Raw genomic sequence first — 17,714 nt, 5'->3', positions numbered from 1 at the left:
TTGAGTGAATTAAGTACCCGGCAGCATTATAAATGGCTGATCCAGATTGGGTTAGGTTTAGTGCCGTTTTTGGTTTTAGGCGCAGCACTCGTTGCAATTTTCCGGTGGGGTGAAATCACTCCCTTTATCCAGTCCTTGTTTGTTCCAAGTGACATGTCTTTTCTTGAAGTTACCTTGCTGGGACTAATCGTGGGTACGATTGTAGTGCTTATCTCGGTTGGTCTTATCATAACAACAAAAACGGTGCTTCCTCAGTCGGAAGGTACGGAAATTATACGTAATATCATGAGAACTCCAAGCGGCATTGCCGTCAGCTCACTGGGCGGAGGAATTGTAGAAGAATTATTCTTCAGGGGCGTATTAATTGGACTGTTTATCGGTCATGGCCCTATTTTTGATGGCATTGTAATCGGTATAAGTACTTTTTTATTTTGGATTATTCATATCCCTCAGTACAAAGGGGTACGTTTGGCTTACGGATTAGTATTCATTAATGGTCTGATATTTGCTGTATTGTTCTATTTTACGGATTCGTTAATTCCATCCATCATTGCCCATGCCATTTATAATCTGGGTATAGGGGTCTACTTTATGCAGCTTACGAAATAATACCCATGTCAGGCTGCTGCGAGGTTATAGCATGAAACCGGGATTCGTGAATATACTCTCACTACCGAAATCCCCACGAGTAAAGGAGTCCTGGCCATGCCGACACATCCTTACGTCTCCCGTTTTTTTGTGAATACCGATGCACGCCGTGACAAGCTGATTTATGATTTGCCGGAAGCCTGGTGGAGCCGTCCGTATGAATACGAATGGTGTACGCATTTCATCTCACCGCATGATGTGGTACTGGACGCAGCCTGCGGAATCTCTCATCCGCTCAAATTCTATCTTGCCGAGCATAGCGCTGAGGTCTATGCCTGTGATAAGGATGCCCGGATTCTGTCGCATGAAGCGATTATGCAGAATATCACCGAGGATGCCGGAGCAGCTGCAGCCCGTCAGGTGGAGACCGGACCTGTGAACAGGCTGCACTTAGCCCAGGCTGATCTGACCTCACTGCCTTATGAGGATGAGAGCTTTGATACGATTTTTTGTATCTCGGTGCTGGAGCATCTGTCTGTGCAGGAAGCAGTACTGGCCGTCCGTGAGTTTCATAGAACGCTTAATGGGGAAGGACTGCTGGTGCTGACCTTTGATCATCCGACCGTAAACCTGCCGCGGATGAATGAGATTCTGCTCCAGGCCGGATTTCAGTATTGGGGCGAGACGGATTTCAATCTTCCGGCAGATGCCGTGCGTACAGACCAGTGGGGCGGCCTGAGCTGCTTCCGGGCAGTGCTCAAAAAAGCGCAAATCTAGCAAAGTTCATCCATCATTTGGTTGTTTCCTTCCATTGTAGTAGAATAGCTTCAAGGGCAGAAGAAAGAAGGAGACAATCTCATGGGGATGATCGGCAATTATCTGGCTGTACATGCTGAATTGCTTCAGTCGATCCGGACGGAAGAAGTGAGCCTGCACGAAATCGGGCCCAAGCTGGATATCGATAAGTTATATCGGGCACTTTTCCGACGCTGAGGTGTTTGCCCTGGAACCGGATGAGGTGAAGCTAACCGCTGCGTTGTGTTCTATATTTCCTAGTCACAGTCATTATTATATTACATTAGTAAAAGGAGCTAGAGAACTTTGCGCAGATATGCTGTTATATTCATGATTCTGCTTCTGCTGGTCCCTGCCGCGGGGATAAGCGCCAAGGGGGTTGCCCCGCAGGATGAGATCCGCCTTACGTTTGCCGGGGATATTCTGCTGGATGGCTTTGTCGGCGGCCAGATTGCCAAATATGGTGTTGATTTCCCATTCGCCAAGGTAGCGCCGGTACTGCAGAAGGCAGATCTTGCTTTTGCCAATCTGGAGACTCCGGTCTCCGTGCGCGGGGCTGCGGCCAGCAAGACGTTCGCCTTCCGCTCCAAGCCGGCGGCACTTGCGGGATTAAGCAAAGCGGGAATCGACGGTGTCACCGTTGCTAATAACCATATTCTGGATTACGGCCGGACCGCGATGCTGGATACGCTGATTCATCTGGATAAGAACAATATTGGGCACACCGGTGCGGGTGCAAATATCGCAGAAGCGTTCAAACCGTATGTCAAGACCGTCAAGGGCAAGCGGATTGCCGTTCTGGGTACAAGCCGTGTGCTGCCCAGCCCCTCCTGGTATGCAGGCAAGAACAGCCCGGGAGCAGCCTCAGCTTATACGGCAGAGCCGCTGCTGAGTGCGATTAAGAAGTCTGCCAAGGATAATGATTATACGGTTGTATATATTCACTGGAATCAGGAATTCAAGGATTATCCTGAGGCGTATGCCCGGAAGCTGGCCAAGCAGATGATCGACAGCGGAGCAGATATCATCCTGGGCGCGCACAGTCATTGTCTGATGGGTATTGAATATTACAAGCATAAGCCGATCTATTATTCACTGGGCAACTTTGTGTTCAACCGTTCTACACGGGGCGGAGACAAGACCCTGCATTCCATGCTGGTTAACTTCACCATTAACCCGTCAGGGGTAACCAGCAGCATTACACCGGTCAAAATCATTGGGGGCCAGCCGAATTTCATGGGGGATGCCTACAATAAAGAAACCATCAAGAAGCTGAACCAGCTCTCCTTCAATGCGAAGATTGCAGCGGGCGGGGCAGTCAGCGAGAAGCTGTGAAGTAAGTTAGCCTGAAACGATTCAGAGCCATAATATATAAGCCCGGGGAGCAGCTTCCTAATCCTCCCTGGGCTATTTGACGTGTTCCTGGTATTATCATAAGTGCCGTTTCGGAGTAGAATAGCTATAACGAATTCCATGCAGAGGATGTCCAGTGAATGATGCCCAAGCTTAAGAAATACATGCCTTTCACCTATAAAATGATGATTCCTTATCTGCTGCTGGTTCTGCTTACGGATGTGTTCATCGGCTATATCTCCTATTCCATGCTGACCGATTCCCGGACAGAGATGGCCGAGTCGAACATCCGTACAGGCATGGAGCAGTCGAGGAACAATATCCGCTATCAGATGGATGAGATTCAGCGGATGTCGGACAACCTGTTCGGCAGTCAGCCGTTCCAGCGTGCGCTGGAGCTGAAGGGGACGCCGTTTGAGATCTATCTGACAATGCTTGACGAGATTGTTCCCCAGATTACCGCACCGCTGCAGCTGTTCGGGAACAAGATCCGCTTCATGCTCTACACCCCGAACGCTGATCTGAACATTGTGTCGGGTGATAATCTGGATGATCCGATTATTACCAGCGATTACTACATTCTGCCGCTGGACGATATTATAGGCAGTCCATGGTACCGGTCGCTGAAGGATTCCAAGCGTGATAATTTATGGCTGCAGATTGATACGGACCAGAAGCTGGGCAATCTCTCACATGTGCGCAGACTCGTCAACTTCAGTGATTACAAGTCGCTGATCGGGTATGTGCGGATTACGGTATCGCTGGAGGACCTGTTCGGCGGCTTCGATACCTTCCCTCTGGAGGAAGGAATTACGCTGCGGCTGGTGGAGGAGACCACCGGGGATGTTCTGTTCCAGCGGGGTCCCGCCAATAATAGCAGCGGAGAGGGGAGCTTCCTCAGGCTGCAGGAGCAGATTCCGGGCAGTAACTTCATTATTGAAGCGATGGTTCCGCATAAATATCTCACCCAGGATGCCGGACGTTTGCGCCGTGTGATTATTGCGGTCTGCAGTCTGAGCTTTCTGGTCATGACCCTGATCGGGTATTTGGTGGCACGGATATCGGGCCGCAAAATGAGCCGGATCGTAGGCCTGGTGCGTTCCTTCCAGGACGGGAACTTCCAGAAGCGCATCCGCTTCTCCGGCAATGATGAATTCGTGCAGATCGCGGATTCCTTCAATGATATGGCCTCCAACATCCAGGGGCTGATCAACAGTGTGTATGTGCAGGGAATCCAGAAGAAGCAGGCGGAGCTGGAGGCCTTGCAGGCACAGATTAATCCGCATTTTCTCTATAATACGCTCTCTACGATCAGCAGCCTTGCTAATCTCGGGGAGATCGGCAAAGTCACGGAGATGGTTCAGGGGCTGTCCCGGTTCTACCGGCTGACGCTCAATCAGGGCAATGTCTATATTGAACTGGAAAAGGAGCTGGACCAGGTGGCTACTTACTTGGAGATCCAGCGGGTCAAATATGCGGATGCCTTCACGCTGCACGTGGATGTGGACGAGGAGATTCTGCATATGCAGGTGATCAAGCTCCTGCTTCAGCCTTTTGTGGAGAATATATTCAAGCATGCCTGGTTCGGTGAGACCATTGCCATCCGGCTGACCGGCAAGCGGGTAGGGGACAATATTGAACTTAAGGTAATCGATAACGGGATCGGCATGCGCCCCGAGGTGGTCAAGCGAATGATGCAGGGGCCGAGCCAGTCAGGCGGGTATGGTGTGAAAAATGTGGATGAGCGGATTAAGCTCAGGTACGGCGATGCGTACGGAGTGACGATTGCCAGCTTCTATGGAGGCGGGACAACCGTGCGGCTGCTGCTTCCTGCCGGGCTTCAGGGTGATGAGGAGCTGTAAGACATAGGGGTCAGTTACACATACAGGAGGACAAAATTGCGATGAGTATCAATGTATTGCTGGTTGACGATGAAGCGATTGATCTGGAATGGCTGCGGCGCAGAGTCCTGTCCAGCCCGCTGGATCTTGCAGTGGTAGGAACGGCGAACAGCGGCTTCAATGCGCTTAAGATTATGGAGCAGGAGCGGGTGGATATCATCCTGTCCGATATACGGATGCCCATTATGACGGGGACGGAATTCGCGCGCCGGGCCAAGGTCATCCATCCGAAGGTCAAAATTGTCTTCATCAGCGGCCATGAAGATTTCAGTTATGCCAAGGAAGCGATTGAGATCAATGCCTCCGGTTATTTATTGAAGCCTGTAGAAGACAAGGATCTCTACGATATGCTCGAATCTCTGTCTGCTGCTCTGGAACAGGAACGGGAGAAGAACCGCTCCTTCACCGAGGCGCTGTCTCTGGTGAACAAGGAGCTGATTCTGCGCTGGTTCGAGGATGCATCGCCTGAGCCGGCGGAGCAGCATCTGCGCAGTGCCCTGAATCCGCTGCTCATGAAGGGGGCGGCTGCAGCGATTATTGAGATCGATGATCTGGAATGGAAAATGCGAGACCTGTCCGAGGAGGATGCGCGTGTCAAGACGCGGCAGATGGCCGGACTGATCAGAGCGTTCGTAGAGAGCACCCAGCTGGGAACGCTGATTCCTGTCCATCATCACCGGTTCGTTATTCTGTGCAGCCTTCCGCCGGACAGCTTCCTCAGTCTGCTGGATGAGCTGATTAAGCAGATGGCCGGGAGCTCCCCCTGCACCTTAACCATCGGGGTCGGACGTTACGCCCAGGATGAGGCGGGGCTGCATGAATCCTACCAGCAGGCAACGGCTGCACTCAGTGCGAAGTGGCTGCTGGGCAAGAACCGGCTGATCCGCGACAATCTGGAGTCCTCCCCGCGCGGGACGCCGGGGGCCAGGATTGAACAGACTGTTGTGCAGCTGCTGGAGGCTATCATCCAGTACGATCTGGTGGCGATTGACGATCATCTGCTGGAGCTGTTCACGAACGCCGGCAAGAAGGATGTCTATGAGCTGATTATCCGTATCACCTCCAAGCTGCATGCGGACCTGCAGCAGCAGAATGAGAATCTGTATGAGCTGCTCCAGTGGGAGTCTCATCAGCCGGACATCCTGTTCCAGTTCGAGACGATTCACGATATCCTGTCGTGGATGAGACGGAGATTCTTCGAGCTGTCGGAGCTGCTGTATGTGAAGCGGCAACGGCAGAAGCGCAAGCTGATCGACGAGATTATGAATTATGTGGAGGAGAATCTGGAGAAGAAAATCACCTTGAAGGAGGTAGCCGCCCACTTCGATTTCACCCCGAATTATCTGGGTTTCCTGTTCAAGGAGGAATACGGGGTTCCTTTCAGTGAATACGTCAACGAACGCAAGACAAGCAGAGTGTTCGAGCTGCTGAGTGATCCGACGCTTAAGATCTATGAGATAGCCGAACGGATGGGCTATAAAAATATCATTTATTTCAACCGTCAATTCAAGCAGATCACCGGCATGACGCCGGGGGAATACCGCAAGAAGCAGAAGATATAAGCTTTGTTTACCAAACGTTGCCAGCACTGGTTTTCAAATCAGAGGCAACGTTTTTTGTTTTTTTGGAAAGTATATATATTTAAACGGATCGTTGAAAAAGTATTAGTTTTAGTTGATAGCCCTAATCCACACCAGATGGACGCTTATTTATAATAAGGCTATAGAGAAATGGGAATGGGAAAGGGGATTCAAGATGAAACAGAAACAACACGGATTCTGGGATGACGTCAAGAAATACAGATCCTTGCTTCTTATGCTGACACCGGCAGTATTGTTCTTTCTGCTATTTGCTTATCTGCCCATGTCGGGCATTGTGCTGGCATTCAAGCAATTTGATTATACGGGCGGGGTATTCGGCAGTCCATGGAACGGACTGGACAACTTCAAATTCTTCATTGATTCCGGTGACGCCTGGCGCGTAACCCGAAATACAGCGCTATATAACATTGCATTCATCGTTGTGAACAACGGGCTGCAGATCTTCGCAGCTATCCTGCTGTTCGAGGTAGCGGGCAAATGGTTCCGCAAGCTGACGCAAACGGTATTGTTCCTGCCTTATTTCATTTCCTGGGTTGTTGTGGGCGCGATTGCGTACAACCTGTTCAACTTTGATGTAGGTACAGTCAATGTGCTGCTGAAGGGACTGGGGATGCAGCCAATCGATATTTACAATACGGCAGCCTACTGGCCGTTCATTCTGGTCATCGTATCCGCGTGGAAGACACTGGGTTACGGAACGATCATGTATCTGGCCGCGATTACAAGCATTGACACCGAGATGTATGAAGCCGCCGAAATTGACGGCGCGAATATTTTCCAGCGTATTATGAAAATTACGATTCCGAATCTGATGCCAACCGTCATCATTCTGGTGTTGCTGGCGATCGGTAATATCTTCCGCGGAGACTTCGGGATGTTCTACAATATGGTCGGCAACAACGGCCTGCTGTTCTCATCCACAGACGTAATCGACACCTTCGTCTTCCGCTCGCTGACCACATCCAATGAAATCGGGATGTCTGCGGCAGCCGGCTTCTACCAATCTCTGCTCGGCTTCGCAACCATCATGCTGGCCAACTACGCAGTACGCCGATACGACAAGGATCGCGCTCTATTCTAGGACAAGGAGGTAATGCCCGATGAGTTCAACCACTGCTAATATTCAATCACCGGAAGTACGCAGAAAGCCTGCGGGCCGGGACAAGATGGTGCTATCCATAATCGGATACGTAACCCTTACCGTACTGGCTATATTTTGTATCTTCCCGTTCATTCTGGTTATCTCTTCCTCTCTGAGCGAGGAGAGCGCGATTATTGAGAAAGGGTTCCAGATCTTCCCGACCGCCTTCTCGACAGAAGCGTACAGCCTGCTGTTCAAGTATCCGGCTGAGATGCTCAGAGCGTATGGCGTGACGATCTCCGTTACAGCCATCGGTACGATCGTCGGATTGTTCCTGACGTCAATGACAGCCTACGTGCTGTCCCGGAGAGATTTCAAATGGCGCAGCCGCTTCTCCTTCTTCTTCTTCTTCACTACATTGTTCAGCGGCGGTCTGGTTCCATGGTATCTGATGATCATCAACTATCTGCATCTGAAGGATACGCTTCTTGTACTGATTCTGCCGATGATGATGAACGTTTTCTATATTATTGTCATGAAGTCCTTCATGAGCAGCATCCCGGATGCGATTACAGAATCCGCCAAAATTGACGGAGCCGGCGATTTCCGGATCTTCATGCAGTTAATTGTACCGTTGTCCAAGCCCGCCCTGGCGACCATTGGTCTGTTCATTGCCTTGGCCTACTGGAATGACTGGTATAACGCATTGCTCTTCATCTCTAAGTCGGAGCTGATGCCGCTGCAGTACTATCTCTACAAAATGTTAGGCAACATGGATGGAATGCGTAAGGCGATGATGGCTTCCGGTGCGGTAGTCAACACGGACCTGCCAACCGAAAGTCTGAAGATGGCCATGACGATTGTGGCTACAGGGCCGATCCTGCTGGCGTATCCGTTCATCCAGAAGTATTTTGTAACAGGACTTACGATTGGTGCAGTCAAAGGATGATCACAGGGTAACCTGGTTATCAATATAAGACTTAAGCAACTATTACTTAAGGGGGAAATATCGGTCATGATGAACAAGAAAAAGAAACTTACAGTAACGCTTGCTACGATGATGGCACTAGGGACGGTCCTCAGTGCATGCGGTGGCGGCAATAATAACGCAAATACAGGAGCGGAGGCCACTAAGGCTCCAGCAACATCGGAAGGAGCAACAAATTCCGGCGCTCCGGACACCTCCAAAGAAGTGAAGCTCAAAATGATTCTGCTCGGGCCGCAGCCTGGGGATTATGATAAGGTCTTCGGAGAACTGAACACCAAGCTTAAGGAAAAAATCAATGCTACTGTAGAAACTGAATTCCTCGACTGGTCCGACTGGACCCAGAAATACCCGCTGAAATTCGCGGCGAACGAAGATTTCGATCTCGTGTATACAGCGAACTGGGCCTTCTATAACGATCAGGCGCTGAAGGGCGGATTCCTGGAACTGACGGATGATATGCTGACCAAGTATATGCCGCAGACCTGGGAAGCTATGCCGAAAGTGAACTGGGATCAGGCAAAAGTGGACGGCAAGCTGTTCATGGTTCCAAACAACAATGTTGAAGTAACCGACAAAGTGGTGCTGTACCGTGAGGATCTGCGCAAAAAGCATAACCTGCCTGAAATCAACAGTCCTGAATCGTACGCAACATACCTGAAGGCGATTGCCAAGGATGAAAAAGGGATTACTGCCTATGGAGCCAAGCCGGCAGACGGCTGGAAATTCCATGAGCTGGATCAAACGCTGCTGGAGCAGAACAACAACTTCAAAATCGTAGACAGAAGCTTGCTGCCGCTGGCATACAAGCTGGATGATGCTTCCGGCAAAGTCTTTAATATCTATGACACACCGGAATTCACTTCCCTGCTTCAATATTACAAAGACCTGGCCGATAACGGCGCATGGTCCAAGAACGTAGTCAGCAACAAAAACGATGTATGGCAGGATATTAAAGCAGGCAAGGTGTCCTCTTATGCACACAACCTGGGTACTGTAGCTGCTAACCTGGCTGAAATGCGCCGTGACAAACCGGATGTGGAGCTGGCCATTGCTGACCTTACCCCGGGCAAAAAGAAAATTGCTGCGATCTCGACGCAGAACGGGATGTCTGTGCATGCTACATCCAAGAATCCTGAGCGCGCCCTGATGCTGCTCGATTTACTGCAGAATGACAAAGAAATTCATGATTTGACGATGTACGGTATCGCCGGAAGCAACTACAATCCGGAAGGCGACAAGAAGTACACCGCCGGTCCTGCTGCCGCTAACTACACAGGCTTCTCGAACTGGGGCTGGAACTCCCCGCTGAACCGTCAGGATGCAGCTTATCCTAAGGAAGCGGACGATATGTTCAACACTTGGCAGTCCAGCATCTATCACTTCCCGCTCGAAACCTTCGTCTTCGACACTACACCAGTGAAGAACGAAGTGGCTAACATCGGCAACGTGATGCTGCGTTATTCGATTCCGCTGGAGTATGGATTGATCGATGATCTGGCTAAAGGCCAGGCAGACCTGATCAAGCAGCTGAAATCAGCAGGTCTGGATAAGGTTCAGACTGAAATGCAGAAACAGATCGATGCGTTCCTCGCAGCGCAGAAATAACAGCATAAGCTTACGGGCTGCTCCAAAGCATTAGCTTTGGGGCAGTTTTTATGAAATTATAGGTATAGGTTGTACATGAATCATACATTTCGGCAAAGGAGCAATTCTCATGAAGTATACGATTCAGGCTCATGTGTCTCCCAAGAATATCTACCCGTCTACGCTACGGCTGGGCGGAACCAGTCCTCAGGGGGATGAGCTCAGCTTCACGAATTATTATATGGAGCTGAGCGGCAAGCCCTATTTCGCAATCTGCGGCGAATTCCATTATTCCCGTTACCCTGAGGCAGATTGGGAGAGCGAGATCCGCAAGCTGAAGCTGTCGGGAATCAATGTGGTTGCGACCTATATTTTCTGGAATCATCACGAAGAGCTTGAAGGCGTCTTCGAATGGGCGGGCAACCGCAATCTCCGGCGGTTCGTGGAGCTGTGCCGGGATAATGGACTATACGTCATCCTGCGTGTGGGTCCGTTCTGTCATGGCGAGGTCCGTAACGGCGGACTGCCGGACTGGCTGTTCGGGCGTGAATTCGATGTCCGCTCGAGTGATGAGGGCTACCTGAAGTATGTGGACCGCCTGTTCCGGGAGATTGGCACTCAGGCCGACGGGCTGATGTTCAAGGATGGCGGCCCGGTGATCGGCATCCAGCTGGAGAATGAGCTGAATGCTGCGGCCGCACTCTGGGAAGAAACTGCGAAGCAGGGAGACGAATATCTCAGCGGCGGAGCAAGCGGCGAAGCGGGTTCGGAGCATATGCGTCTGCTTAAGAAGGTTGCGGTGGATTCCGGTCTGATCGCTCCGATCTACACCAGCACCGGCTGGGGAGAGGCGCCGTTCCTGGAAGATGAGGTGCTTCCGCTATATGGCGGGTATGCTTATACTCCATGGAGCATCAGTGATCCGAATCAGGTCCAGAAGCCGACGCCGGAATATGTATTCGTGAACTTCCATGATGAGCAGGCACCGGGCGGCGAATTCAATCCGCCGTACCCGCGGACGAAATACCCGTTCGCCTGCTGTGAGATGGGCGGCGGCATGCAGACCTGGTATCTGTCCCGCTTCCAGGTAGAGCCGGAGAGCGTGATTGCCATGACATTAATGAAGCTTGCCGGGGGCTGCAATTTCATCGGGTATTATATGTTCCATGGCGGAACGAATCCGGTGGGAAGAACGGGATACCTGAACGAGAGCACTACCCCGAAGCTGACCTATGACTTCCAGGCGCCGATTGGCGAATTCGGCCAGATCCGTGAGTCGAATCATCTGCTTCGTCCGCTGCATTATTTCCTGCGCCGGTTCGCAGACAGGCTGGCACCTATGGCGACTGTGCTGCCCGAGGGGGCAGAAGCAATTACGCCGGAGGATGCGCATACGCTGCGTTATGCCGTCCGCACGGACGGCAAGTCCGGGTTCCTGTTCGTCAATAACTATCAGGACCATGTGGAGATGGATGCACACGAGGAGGTTGTGTTTGCGGTAGAGCTGGGAGAGGAGACGCTGATCTTCCCGCAGCGGAGCAAGCTGACGGTGCAGCCCAAGGCTTCCTTTCTGCTGCCGTTCAACTTCGCACTGGATGGTCTCAATCTTAAGGCTGCCACAGCTCAGCCTGTAACGGCTATTGAAACGGAGGAAGCAGCCACCTACTTCTTCTCTATGCCGGAGGGTGTCAACGGTGAATTCCAGATCGATACGGCTTCTGGCATACTTGATGTGACTGTGGATGCCGGGGACGTAGCAGAGAACGGCGGCTATAATGTGCTGATTCCGCATGATCAATCTTCTATGATTGTGATCCGGCGGGACGGAGCCAGAGAAGTCCGTATCTATGCCATGAGCGCCCGTGAAGCTGTGACTCTGTGGGAGCTTGAGGAGAACGGCCAGAACCGTCAGAACCGCATAATATTCTCACCGGTTCCTCCGGTTCCGACCCCAGGCGGGATGGAATTCATCAGCCAGGGGCAGCATGCATTCACATTCCGTGAATACGCGGGCGGAACTGGGGAGGCAGCGCAGTGGAATACCGCACAGTCGGATGCAACGGTCAATGGACGACAGGATGGCTGGTTCCAGGCTTATGAGGTACAGGTTCCGCAGAAGGAAGTCGCCGTTACGATGCGCCGGATTCAGGACCACAAGGTTGTCCTCCAGTTACCTGAGGATATCCTCGAGAGCGCAGAAGAAGTACTGCTGAGCATCGACTATACAGGAAATGTGGGCTATGCCTTCGCTGCCGGACAGCTGTTCCACGACCATTTCTATAACGGCTTGCCGTGGGAAATCGGTCTGTCCCGGTTCCGGGAGGTGCTGCGCCGGGGCGAGATCGTACTGGAGACCACGCCGCGCCGCACCGGTGCTGTCAAGCTGGCCGACGATGCCGCCATGGCTGTGGAGAAGGTGTTCGAAGGCGAATCGGTTGCGGTGTTCCATAGTGTGACGGCAGAGCCGGTGTACCGGATCGGACTAACAAGATAATGCAAGAAGGAAGCACTGTCCAGGAAGCTCCGCTGGATGGTGCTTTTTTTCTGGTTCATTTGCGAGATTTTTGGGAGTGCATTAAGTTAGAATGATAACATCGATCATTTGTACTGGAGGCTGTTTGTTGAGAAAGGTAAATATCCGCAGATTGTTGGGCAGCAGTATATTTTTTGTCATTATCTTTGCTTTAGTCTTTATGATTATCTCACAGACCCAGATCGCTCAGAGTGGAGTGGAGGCGCGCAAAGGAGTCCTGGATCTGTCCTCATGGGACCTTGTGAAGCAGGGATTGGTGAAATTGGATGGTGAATGGGAGTTTTATGAAGATAAGCTGCTGAGCTCTGAGGATTTCAGGCAAGGTCTGCATGATCCGCCGGCTTACTTGGAGGTTCCTGGTACCTGGCGCGGCAAAAGTCTGGAAGGCGGTATGAGCCGAATGGGTTCAGGCACTTACCGTTTGCAGGTCTTGTTAAAGGATACCGATGATATACTTGGCTTAAAAATTAATAGCATCCGGATGTCCCACCGCCTGTTTGTTGGCGGCAGAGAGGAGGGGATCAGCGGTCTTCCTGCTCTAGATTCAGACGTCTTTCAACCCGGAAATACACCGTACTCGGTATTTTTTCATCCGAATTCCAAGAAGCTCGACATCGTGATACAAGTCTCTAACTACAACTTTGTTACCGGAGGCATTGTTAACTCCCTCACTCTTGGAGAACAAGAGAATATTTCCCGTAGAAGTATGATTCAGTTCGGTGTTGATATCGGAATCATTCTAATCCTGGCCATGTTCGGCGCCTATCACCTCAGCTTCTATTTTGTTGGGCGCAAAGAGAAGGAATATTTGCTTAGCGGATTATTCCTGCTGTTTCTAGCCTTGCAGAACTCCTTGTATGGGGAAAAGGTGTTTCAGCGTCTCCTGCCGCATGTTCCCTTTGATATTTCGTATAAGCTGCTGGATTTCAGCCAATTTCTTAGCGGGATACTGATTATTGTTTTCTTTTGTACCGTGGAGTCGCACCTGATGTCGCTACGCAGGCTGAAGCTAATTCTTACACCGTTTATAGTGTATCTTGCGATGATTGTGCTATTGCCGTATGCGGTGCATATTCGTGTGAAATATTTCTTCATACTCTATCTCTGGCTTGTTGTGTTCGCAATTGTAGGGAGAATGGTGTATTTGTATATCCGCAGGCAGAGTCAGGTGGCAGACCGAGCGGAGCTGATGCTGTTCATTGGCGGAGGCACTGCGCTGATGATCTATCTGATGAATGACAGCCTCTATTCCGAGAATGTCGTGCATAGCAATTTTATAGGAAGATGTGGAGTCATAGCATTCATTGTTCTCATTAATATTCTGCTTGCAGTAAGGTTCTCGAATGCGTACGCCAAAACAGAGGTTCTGTCCCGTAAGCTATGGACGGCGAACCAGCTTAAGGATGAATTCCTGATGAACACCTCGCATGAGATCAAGACACCGCTTCATGGAATTATGAATATGACCTCTTACTTACTGGAGAACGAGGAGGAGAATCTGCATGCAGGCCAGAAGCAGAATCTGTGGCTGATTAAGGACACCTCCACGAAGCTGTCGATGCTGATCCAGGATCTGATCGATGTCAGCCGTCTGAAGCATGGAGAGCTGCGGCTGCAGCAGACGGTGGTTGATCTTAGAGTAGCCGTGCAAATCGTCTTTGACGTCCTTCAATTCGAGTTGGCTGGAAAACAGGTGCAGCTCCTCAACCAGGTTGAAGCCGATGTTTGGGTACTCGCGGATGAGAGCAGGCTGCGGCAGGTGATGTATAATTTAATCCATAATGCAATGAAACATACGGAATACGGATCGATTCAAATTACAGCAAGTGTAGCCGGGAATGAAGTCACCATTAAGGTGGAGGACACAGGAACGGGGATAGCAGAAGAGAACTATTCTGCTATCTTTGAATATTTTGAGCAGGTGGAGAAGCTGCTGCCACAGGACGGATACACCGGGATGGGGGTGGGTCTGTATATCAGCAGGAAGCTTGTGGAACGGATGGGCGGCGTGATTCGGGTGGACTGGTCCGAGAAGGGCAAGGGAACACGAATGTTATTTACGCTTCCGAAGGTGGACCGTATTCCTGAATACCAGGAAGCCGCTGCAACTGCAGCATATATACCGCATGCGCCGGTTGATTATACAGTGTTAGATGTACTGGAGCATGACGGGCAGACGATACTGATTGTGGACGATGAAGCCTCCAACATTCATACACTGCTCCATATTCTCCGGAGGCAGGAATATAATGTGGTTTCGGCCTTCTCTGCCAAGGAAGCGTTAATCAAAATGCAGGAGTATCCGAATATCGACCTTGTTATTCTGGATATCATGATGCCCGGCACTTCAGGCATTGAGTTATGCCGGACCCTGCGCAGCCGCTATTCCATCCTTGATCTGCCGATCCTGTTCGCTACCGTCAAAGACACGCCTAAGGATATTGCCCTCGGTTTCCGGGCCGGGGCAAATGACTATGTGACCAAGCCGTTTGAGGGAGAGACATTAATTGCCCGGATTCACACGCTGCTTGCCATGAAGACATCGATACAGGAAGCGATACGCAATGAGCAGGCTTTTCATCAAGCCCAGATCAAACCGCATTTTCTGTATAATGCCATGAGCAGTATTATCTCATTTTGTTATACAGATGGAGAAAAAGCCGCTTATCTATTAACGATGCTCAGCCAATACATCCGTTTTATTCTGGATATGGACCGTTCTACACTTGTGATTCCTCTGTACCGTGAGCTGGAGCTGGTTCAAGCCTATGTGGAAATTGAACAGGCCCGTTTCGGGGAGCGCTTCGATTATATTTGTGAGGTGGATGAGGAGCTGGGGGCTGCCCTGATTCCTTCGCTCTGCATCCAGCCCTTTGTAGAGAATGCAATCCGGCATGGATTGTTCGAGAAGGAGGAGCAAGGCAGAGTGTCCGTCAAGATTCAAGCGGGTGATGGTTATATGAAGATTACTATAGAAGATAACGGTGTCGGCATACCCAATGACCTGCTATATCAGTTAACCGGACAGGGTAAGCTGGAAGGCAGTATAGCCATTCATAATATTCGCAAACGTCTGGATGCCATACCTGGAGCCAGCTTAACGATTCATTCCGGGGAAGGCAGCGGGACGCAGGTAATGATCTATTTGCCTGTTAGCCACGGAGGCTCTGATGATAGGTAGTCAAAGGTCATTACTAAGTATCCACATGAAAATTTATATAGTCACTGGTAAAGGGAGATGGACGATTTGTTCAGAGTAGTTGTTGTTGAGGATGAGAAACCCATCCTTGAGTTAATGAAGGTATTGATAGGAAGGAATCCGAATTTACAAATTGTGGGTGCGTACAGTAATCCCTTCGAAGCGCTGGGGGCGTTGCCCTCCCTTAAGCCTGATCTTGCGTTTTTGGATATTGAGATGCCCAGATTGTCGGGCTTGGAGTTGGCCCATAGAATAAATGAATGTTGTGAGCAGACACGGATTGTATTTTCTACGGCCTATAAGGAATATGCTCTGGAAGCCTTTAATGTATTTGCTTTTGATTATATTCTCAAGCCCATTACACCAGCCAGTGTTCAGCGGATTACGGATCGTCTTCTGAAGATAATGAATCAGTCTGCTGTCGTTACCCCAAAGAATAGGGTCTCCATCCGCTGCTTTGGCAGCTTCGAGGTTCGCAATTCCCAGGGCATGCTGGTTCGTTGGCCTACACGTAAGACGGAGGAACTTTTCGCCTACCTGCTGTGTTATCCCAATCAGGAGGCGGAAAAGTGGCAATTGGTAGAAGCTTTATGGCCGGAGATGGATGAGGAGCGTGCCGTACATAATTTGCATAATACAATTTATCGGCTGAAGAAGCTTTTGAAGGAACATAAACTTGGTTTGGATGTGGGGAAAACAGGACAGGGCTATCAACTGGAGACTTTTGTGACCTCGTATGATCTATTGGAGTTTCAAGGTTATGTCCCTGCTCGATCCGATGCCCAGGAAGATATATCGCATCTGGATAGCTTGTGCGCATTGTATAGAGGACATCTGTTTGAGAGGAAGGACTACCTCTGGAAGCACCGTCTAGAAGAAGAGTACAGCAAGCGATTCATGTCTATGGCTCAAAATTTAGGCAGGCTGTGTCTGGCCCGTAAGGATTGGGAAAGTGCGGAGCAGCGTTTAAGTGCGTATCTGACGTTATATCCATTCGACGAAAATATTAACCTCCTGTTGATGAAAGTATACGTATCGAGCGGCAAGCGGGAGAAAATGACTAGACATTATTCTGAATTTGAGAACCGATACTGCAAAGAGTTTGGAATTGCCCCGCCCCGCGAAATGAAAGAGCTCGTAAATGAGAATAGGGAGTGACAAGCAGTACTGAACGATATATAAAACAAGGACCGTCAACCAGATTATGGCTGACGGTTTTTTCTGCTTCCCGTACCCCATTTTGTGACCCTGTTCGACATCGTCGACTCATTTTTGAGAGAAATTTGAGAGAATATGTTTCTATAATGAAGCATAGGAGTGTGACCAAAGTCATGTTTAGAAAGGGTGGTGGCCTAATGCGGACAAAGGTAGGAGCAGTCATTTTGGCGGTTTTTGCCGTATTGCTGTTGCAGGACCGCACGTCGATCTCCCAGGCGGAGACGCCGATCCGGTACGATGCAGAGAGCATCTATTCCTATGCGGAGGAGGCGGTGCTCTATGTGCGGGCGTATCGTGAGGACGGTACGTTGAAGGATGTGGGCAGCGGCTTCCTGATTCAGCCTGACGGTACAGCGTTGACTGCGTATCATGTGGTGGTCGGCGCATCGCGGCTTGGCTGTGTAGGGAATGACGGCTCCGAGGTTACTTGCAGAATTCGGGCTCAGAATGAAGCGGCGGATACGGCGGTGCTGGAGCTGCCTGCTGCGGGCAAGGAGAGTCCTTATCCGTATTTGCCCTTGCGCACAGGGCCGGTTAAGCACGGAGTGAGAGTGTTTGCCATCGGATATCCCATGAAAGGGACGAAGATCATAACCGAAGGAATAGTGAATGCGCCTAGCGTTCCTATTAACGGGAGAGAGCGTGTTCTGGTGTCGGCAACGCTGGTCAACGGTATGTCCGGAGGGCCACTGGTTGATCAGGAGGGTTATGCAGCGGGGCTACTCTCAGGTTCTCTCCGCACGATGAGCGGCATTCATCTGGCTGTGGATGCAGAAACGCTGAAGCTGATTGTCAGTCAGGAGGGTAGCCAACGGTAATACAACGTCCGAGCTGCACATGTCTAGAGGCAGATAGCTCCGGCGATGTTTTTAC

At 50.6% G+C, this 17,714-nt stretch carries 13 protein-coding genes; all 13 read left to right on the top strand.

Annotated elements, in window-relative coordinates; all coding sequences use genetic code 11:
* Positions 1 to 609, top strand: a complete 609-nt coding sequence (locus MKX42_RS24245; RefSeq protein ID WP_340755229.1) for a CPBP family intramembrane glutamic endopeptidase — start codon at positions 1 to 3, stop codon at positions 607 to 609.
* A 96-nt stretch (positions 610 to 705) separates the two neighbouring features.
* Positions 706 to 1,365 carry a class I SAM-dependent methyltransferase gene (locus tag MKX42_RS24240; protein ID WP_340755228.1) on the top strand — a complete coding sequence of 220 codons (660 nt, stop codon included), beginning with the start codon at positions 706 to 708 and terminating at the stop codon, positions 1,363 to 1,365.
* An 81-nt stretch (positions 1,366 to 1,446) separates the two neighbouring features.
* Positions 1,447 to 1,581, top strand: coding sequence for a hypothetical protein (locus tag MKX42_RS24235; protein ID WP_340755226.1), 135 nt, complete (start codon positions 1,447 to 1,449; stop codon positions 1,579 to 1,581).
* A 132-nt stretch (positions 1,582 to 1,713) separates the two neighbouring features.
* On the top strand, positions 1,714 to 2,718 hold the full coding sequence (locus MKX42_RS24230) for a CapA family protein (RefSeq protein ID WP_445669388.1): 1,005 nt from the start codon (positions 1,714 to 1,716) through the stop codon (positions 2,716 to 2,718).
* 158 nt (positions 2,719 to 2,876) lie between these two features.
* Positions 2,877 to 4,598 carry a sensor histidine kinase gene (locus MKX42_RS24225; RefSeq protein WP_340755223.1) on the top strand — a complete coding sequence of 574 codons (1,722 nt, stop codon included), beginning with the start codon at positions 2,877 to 2,879 and terminating at the stop codon, positions 4,596 to 4,598.
* Positions 4,599 to 4,639: 41 nt separating this feature from the next.
* Positions 4,640 to 6,199, top strand: a complete 1,560-nt coding sequence (locus MKX42_RS24220) for a response regulator (protein WP_340755222.1) — start codon at positions 4,640 to 4,642, stop codon at positions 6,197 to 6,199.
* A gap of 193 nt (positions 6,200 to 6,392) precedes the next feature.
* A complete protein-coding gene (locus MKX42_RS24215; protein WP_340755221.1) occupies positions 6,393 to 7,319 on the top strand; it encodes an ABC transporter permease in 927 nt (308 codons plus the stop codon).
* 19 nt (positions 7,320 to 7,338) lie between these two features.
* On the top strand, positions 7,339 to 8,268 hold the full coding sequence (locus MKX42_RS24210) for a carbohydrate ABC transporter permease (protein WP_340755219.1): 930 nt from the start codon (positions 7,339 to 7,341) through the stop codon (positions 8,266 to 8,268).
* Between the two features lie 69 nt (positions 8,269 to 8,337).
* Complete coding sequence (locus MKX42_RS24205; protein WP_445669387.1) at positions 8,338 to 9,912, top strand: extracellular solute-binding protein; 1,575 nt, start codon at positions 8,338 to 8,340, stop codon at positions 9,910 to 9,912.
* A gap of 109 nt (positions 9,913 to 10,021) precedes the next feature.
* Positions 10,022 to 12,385: a beta-galactosidase gene (locus tag MKX42_RS24200; protein WP_340755215.1), complete on the top strand. Its 2,364-nt coding sequence runs from the start codon at positions 10,022 to 10,024 to the stop codon at positions 12,383 to 12,385.
* A gap of 127 nt (positions 12,386 to 12,512) precedes the next feature.
* On the top strand, positions 12,513 to 15,605 hold the full coding sequence (locus MKX42_RS24195; protein WP_340755214.1) for an ATP-binding protein: 3,093 nt from the start codon (positions 12,513 to 12,515) through the stop codon (positions 15,603 to 15,605).
* A gap of 66 nt (positions 15,606 to 15,671) precedes the next feature.
* Positions 15,672 to 16,781, top strand: coding sequence for a response regulator (locus MKX42_RS24190; protein ID WP_340755212.1), 1,110 nt, complete (start codon positions 15,672 to 15,674; stop codon positions 16,779 to 16,781).
* 197 nt (positions 16,782 to 16,978) lie between these two features.
* A complete protein-coding gene (locus tag MKX42_RS24185) occupies positions 16,979 to 17,659 on the top strand; it encodes a S1 family peptidase (RefSeq protein WP_340755210.1) in 681 nt (226 codons plus the stop codon).
* The last annotated feature ends 55 nt before the right edge of the window (positions 17,660 to 17,714 follow it).

The organism is Paenibacillus sp. FSL R7-0204 (assembly GCF_038002225.1).
Taxonomy (GTDB): Bacteria; Bacillota; Bacilli; order Paenibacillales; family Paenibacillaceae; genus Paenibacillus_AQ.
Note: the sequence above shows the minus strand (reverse complement) of the source record. Positions and strands in the feature narration are given on the sequence as shown.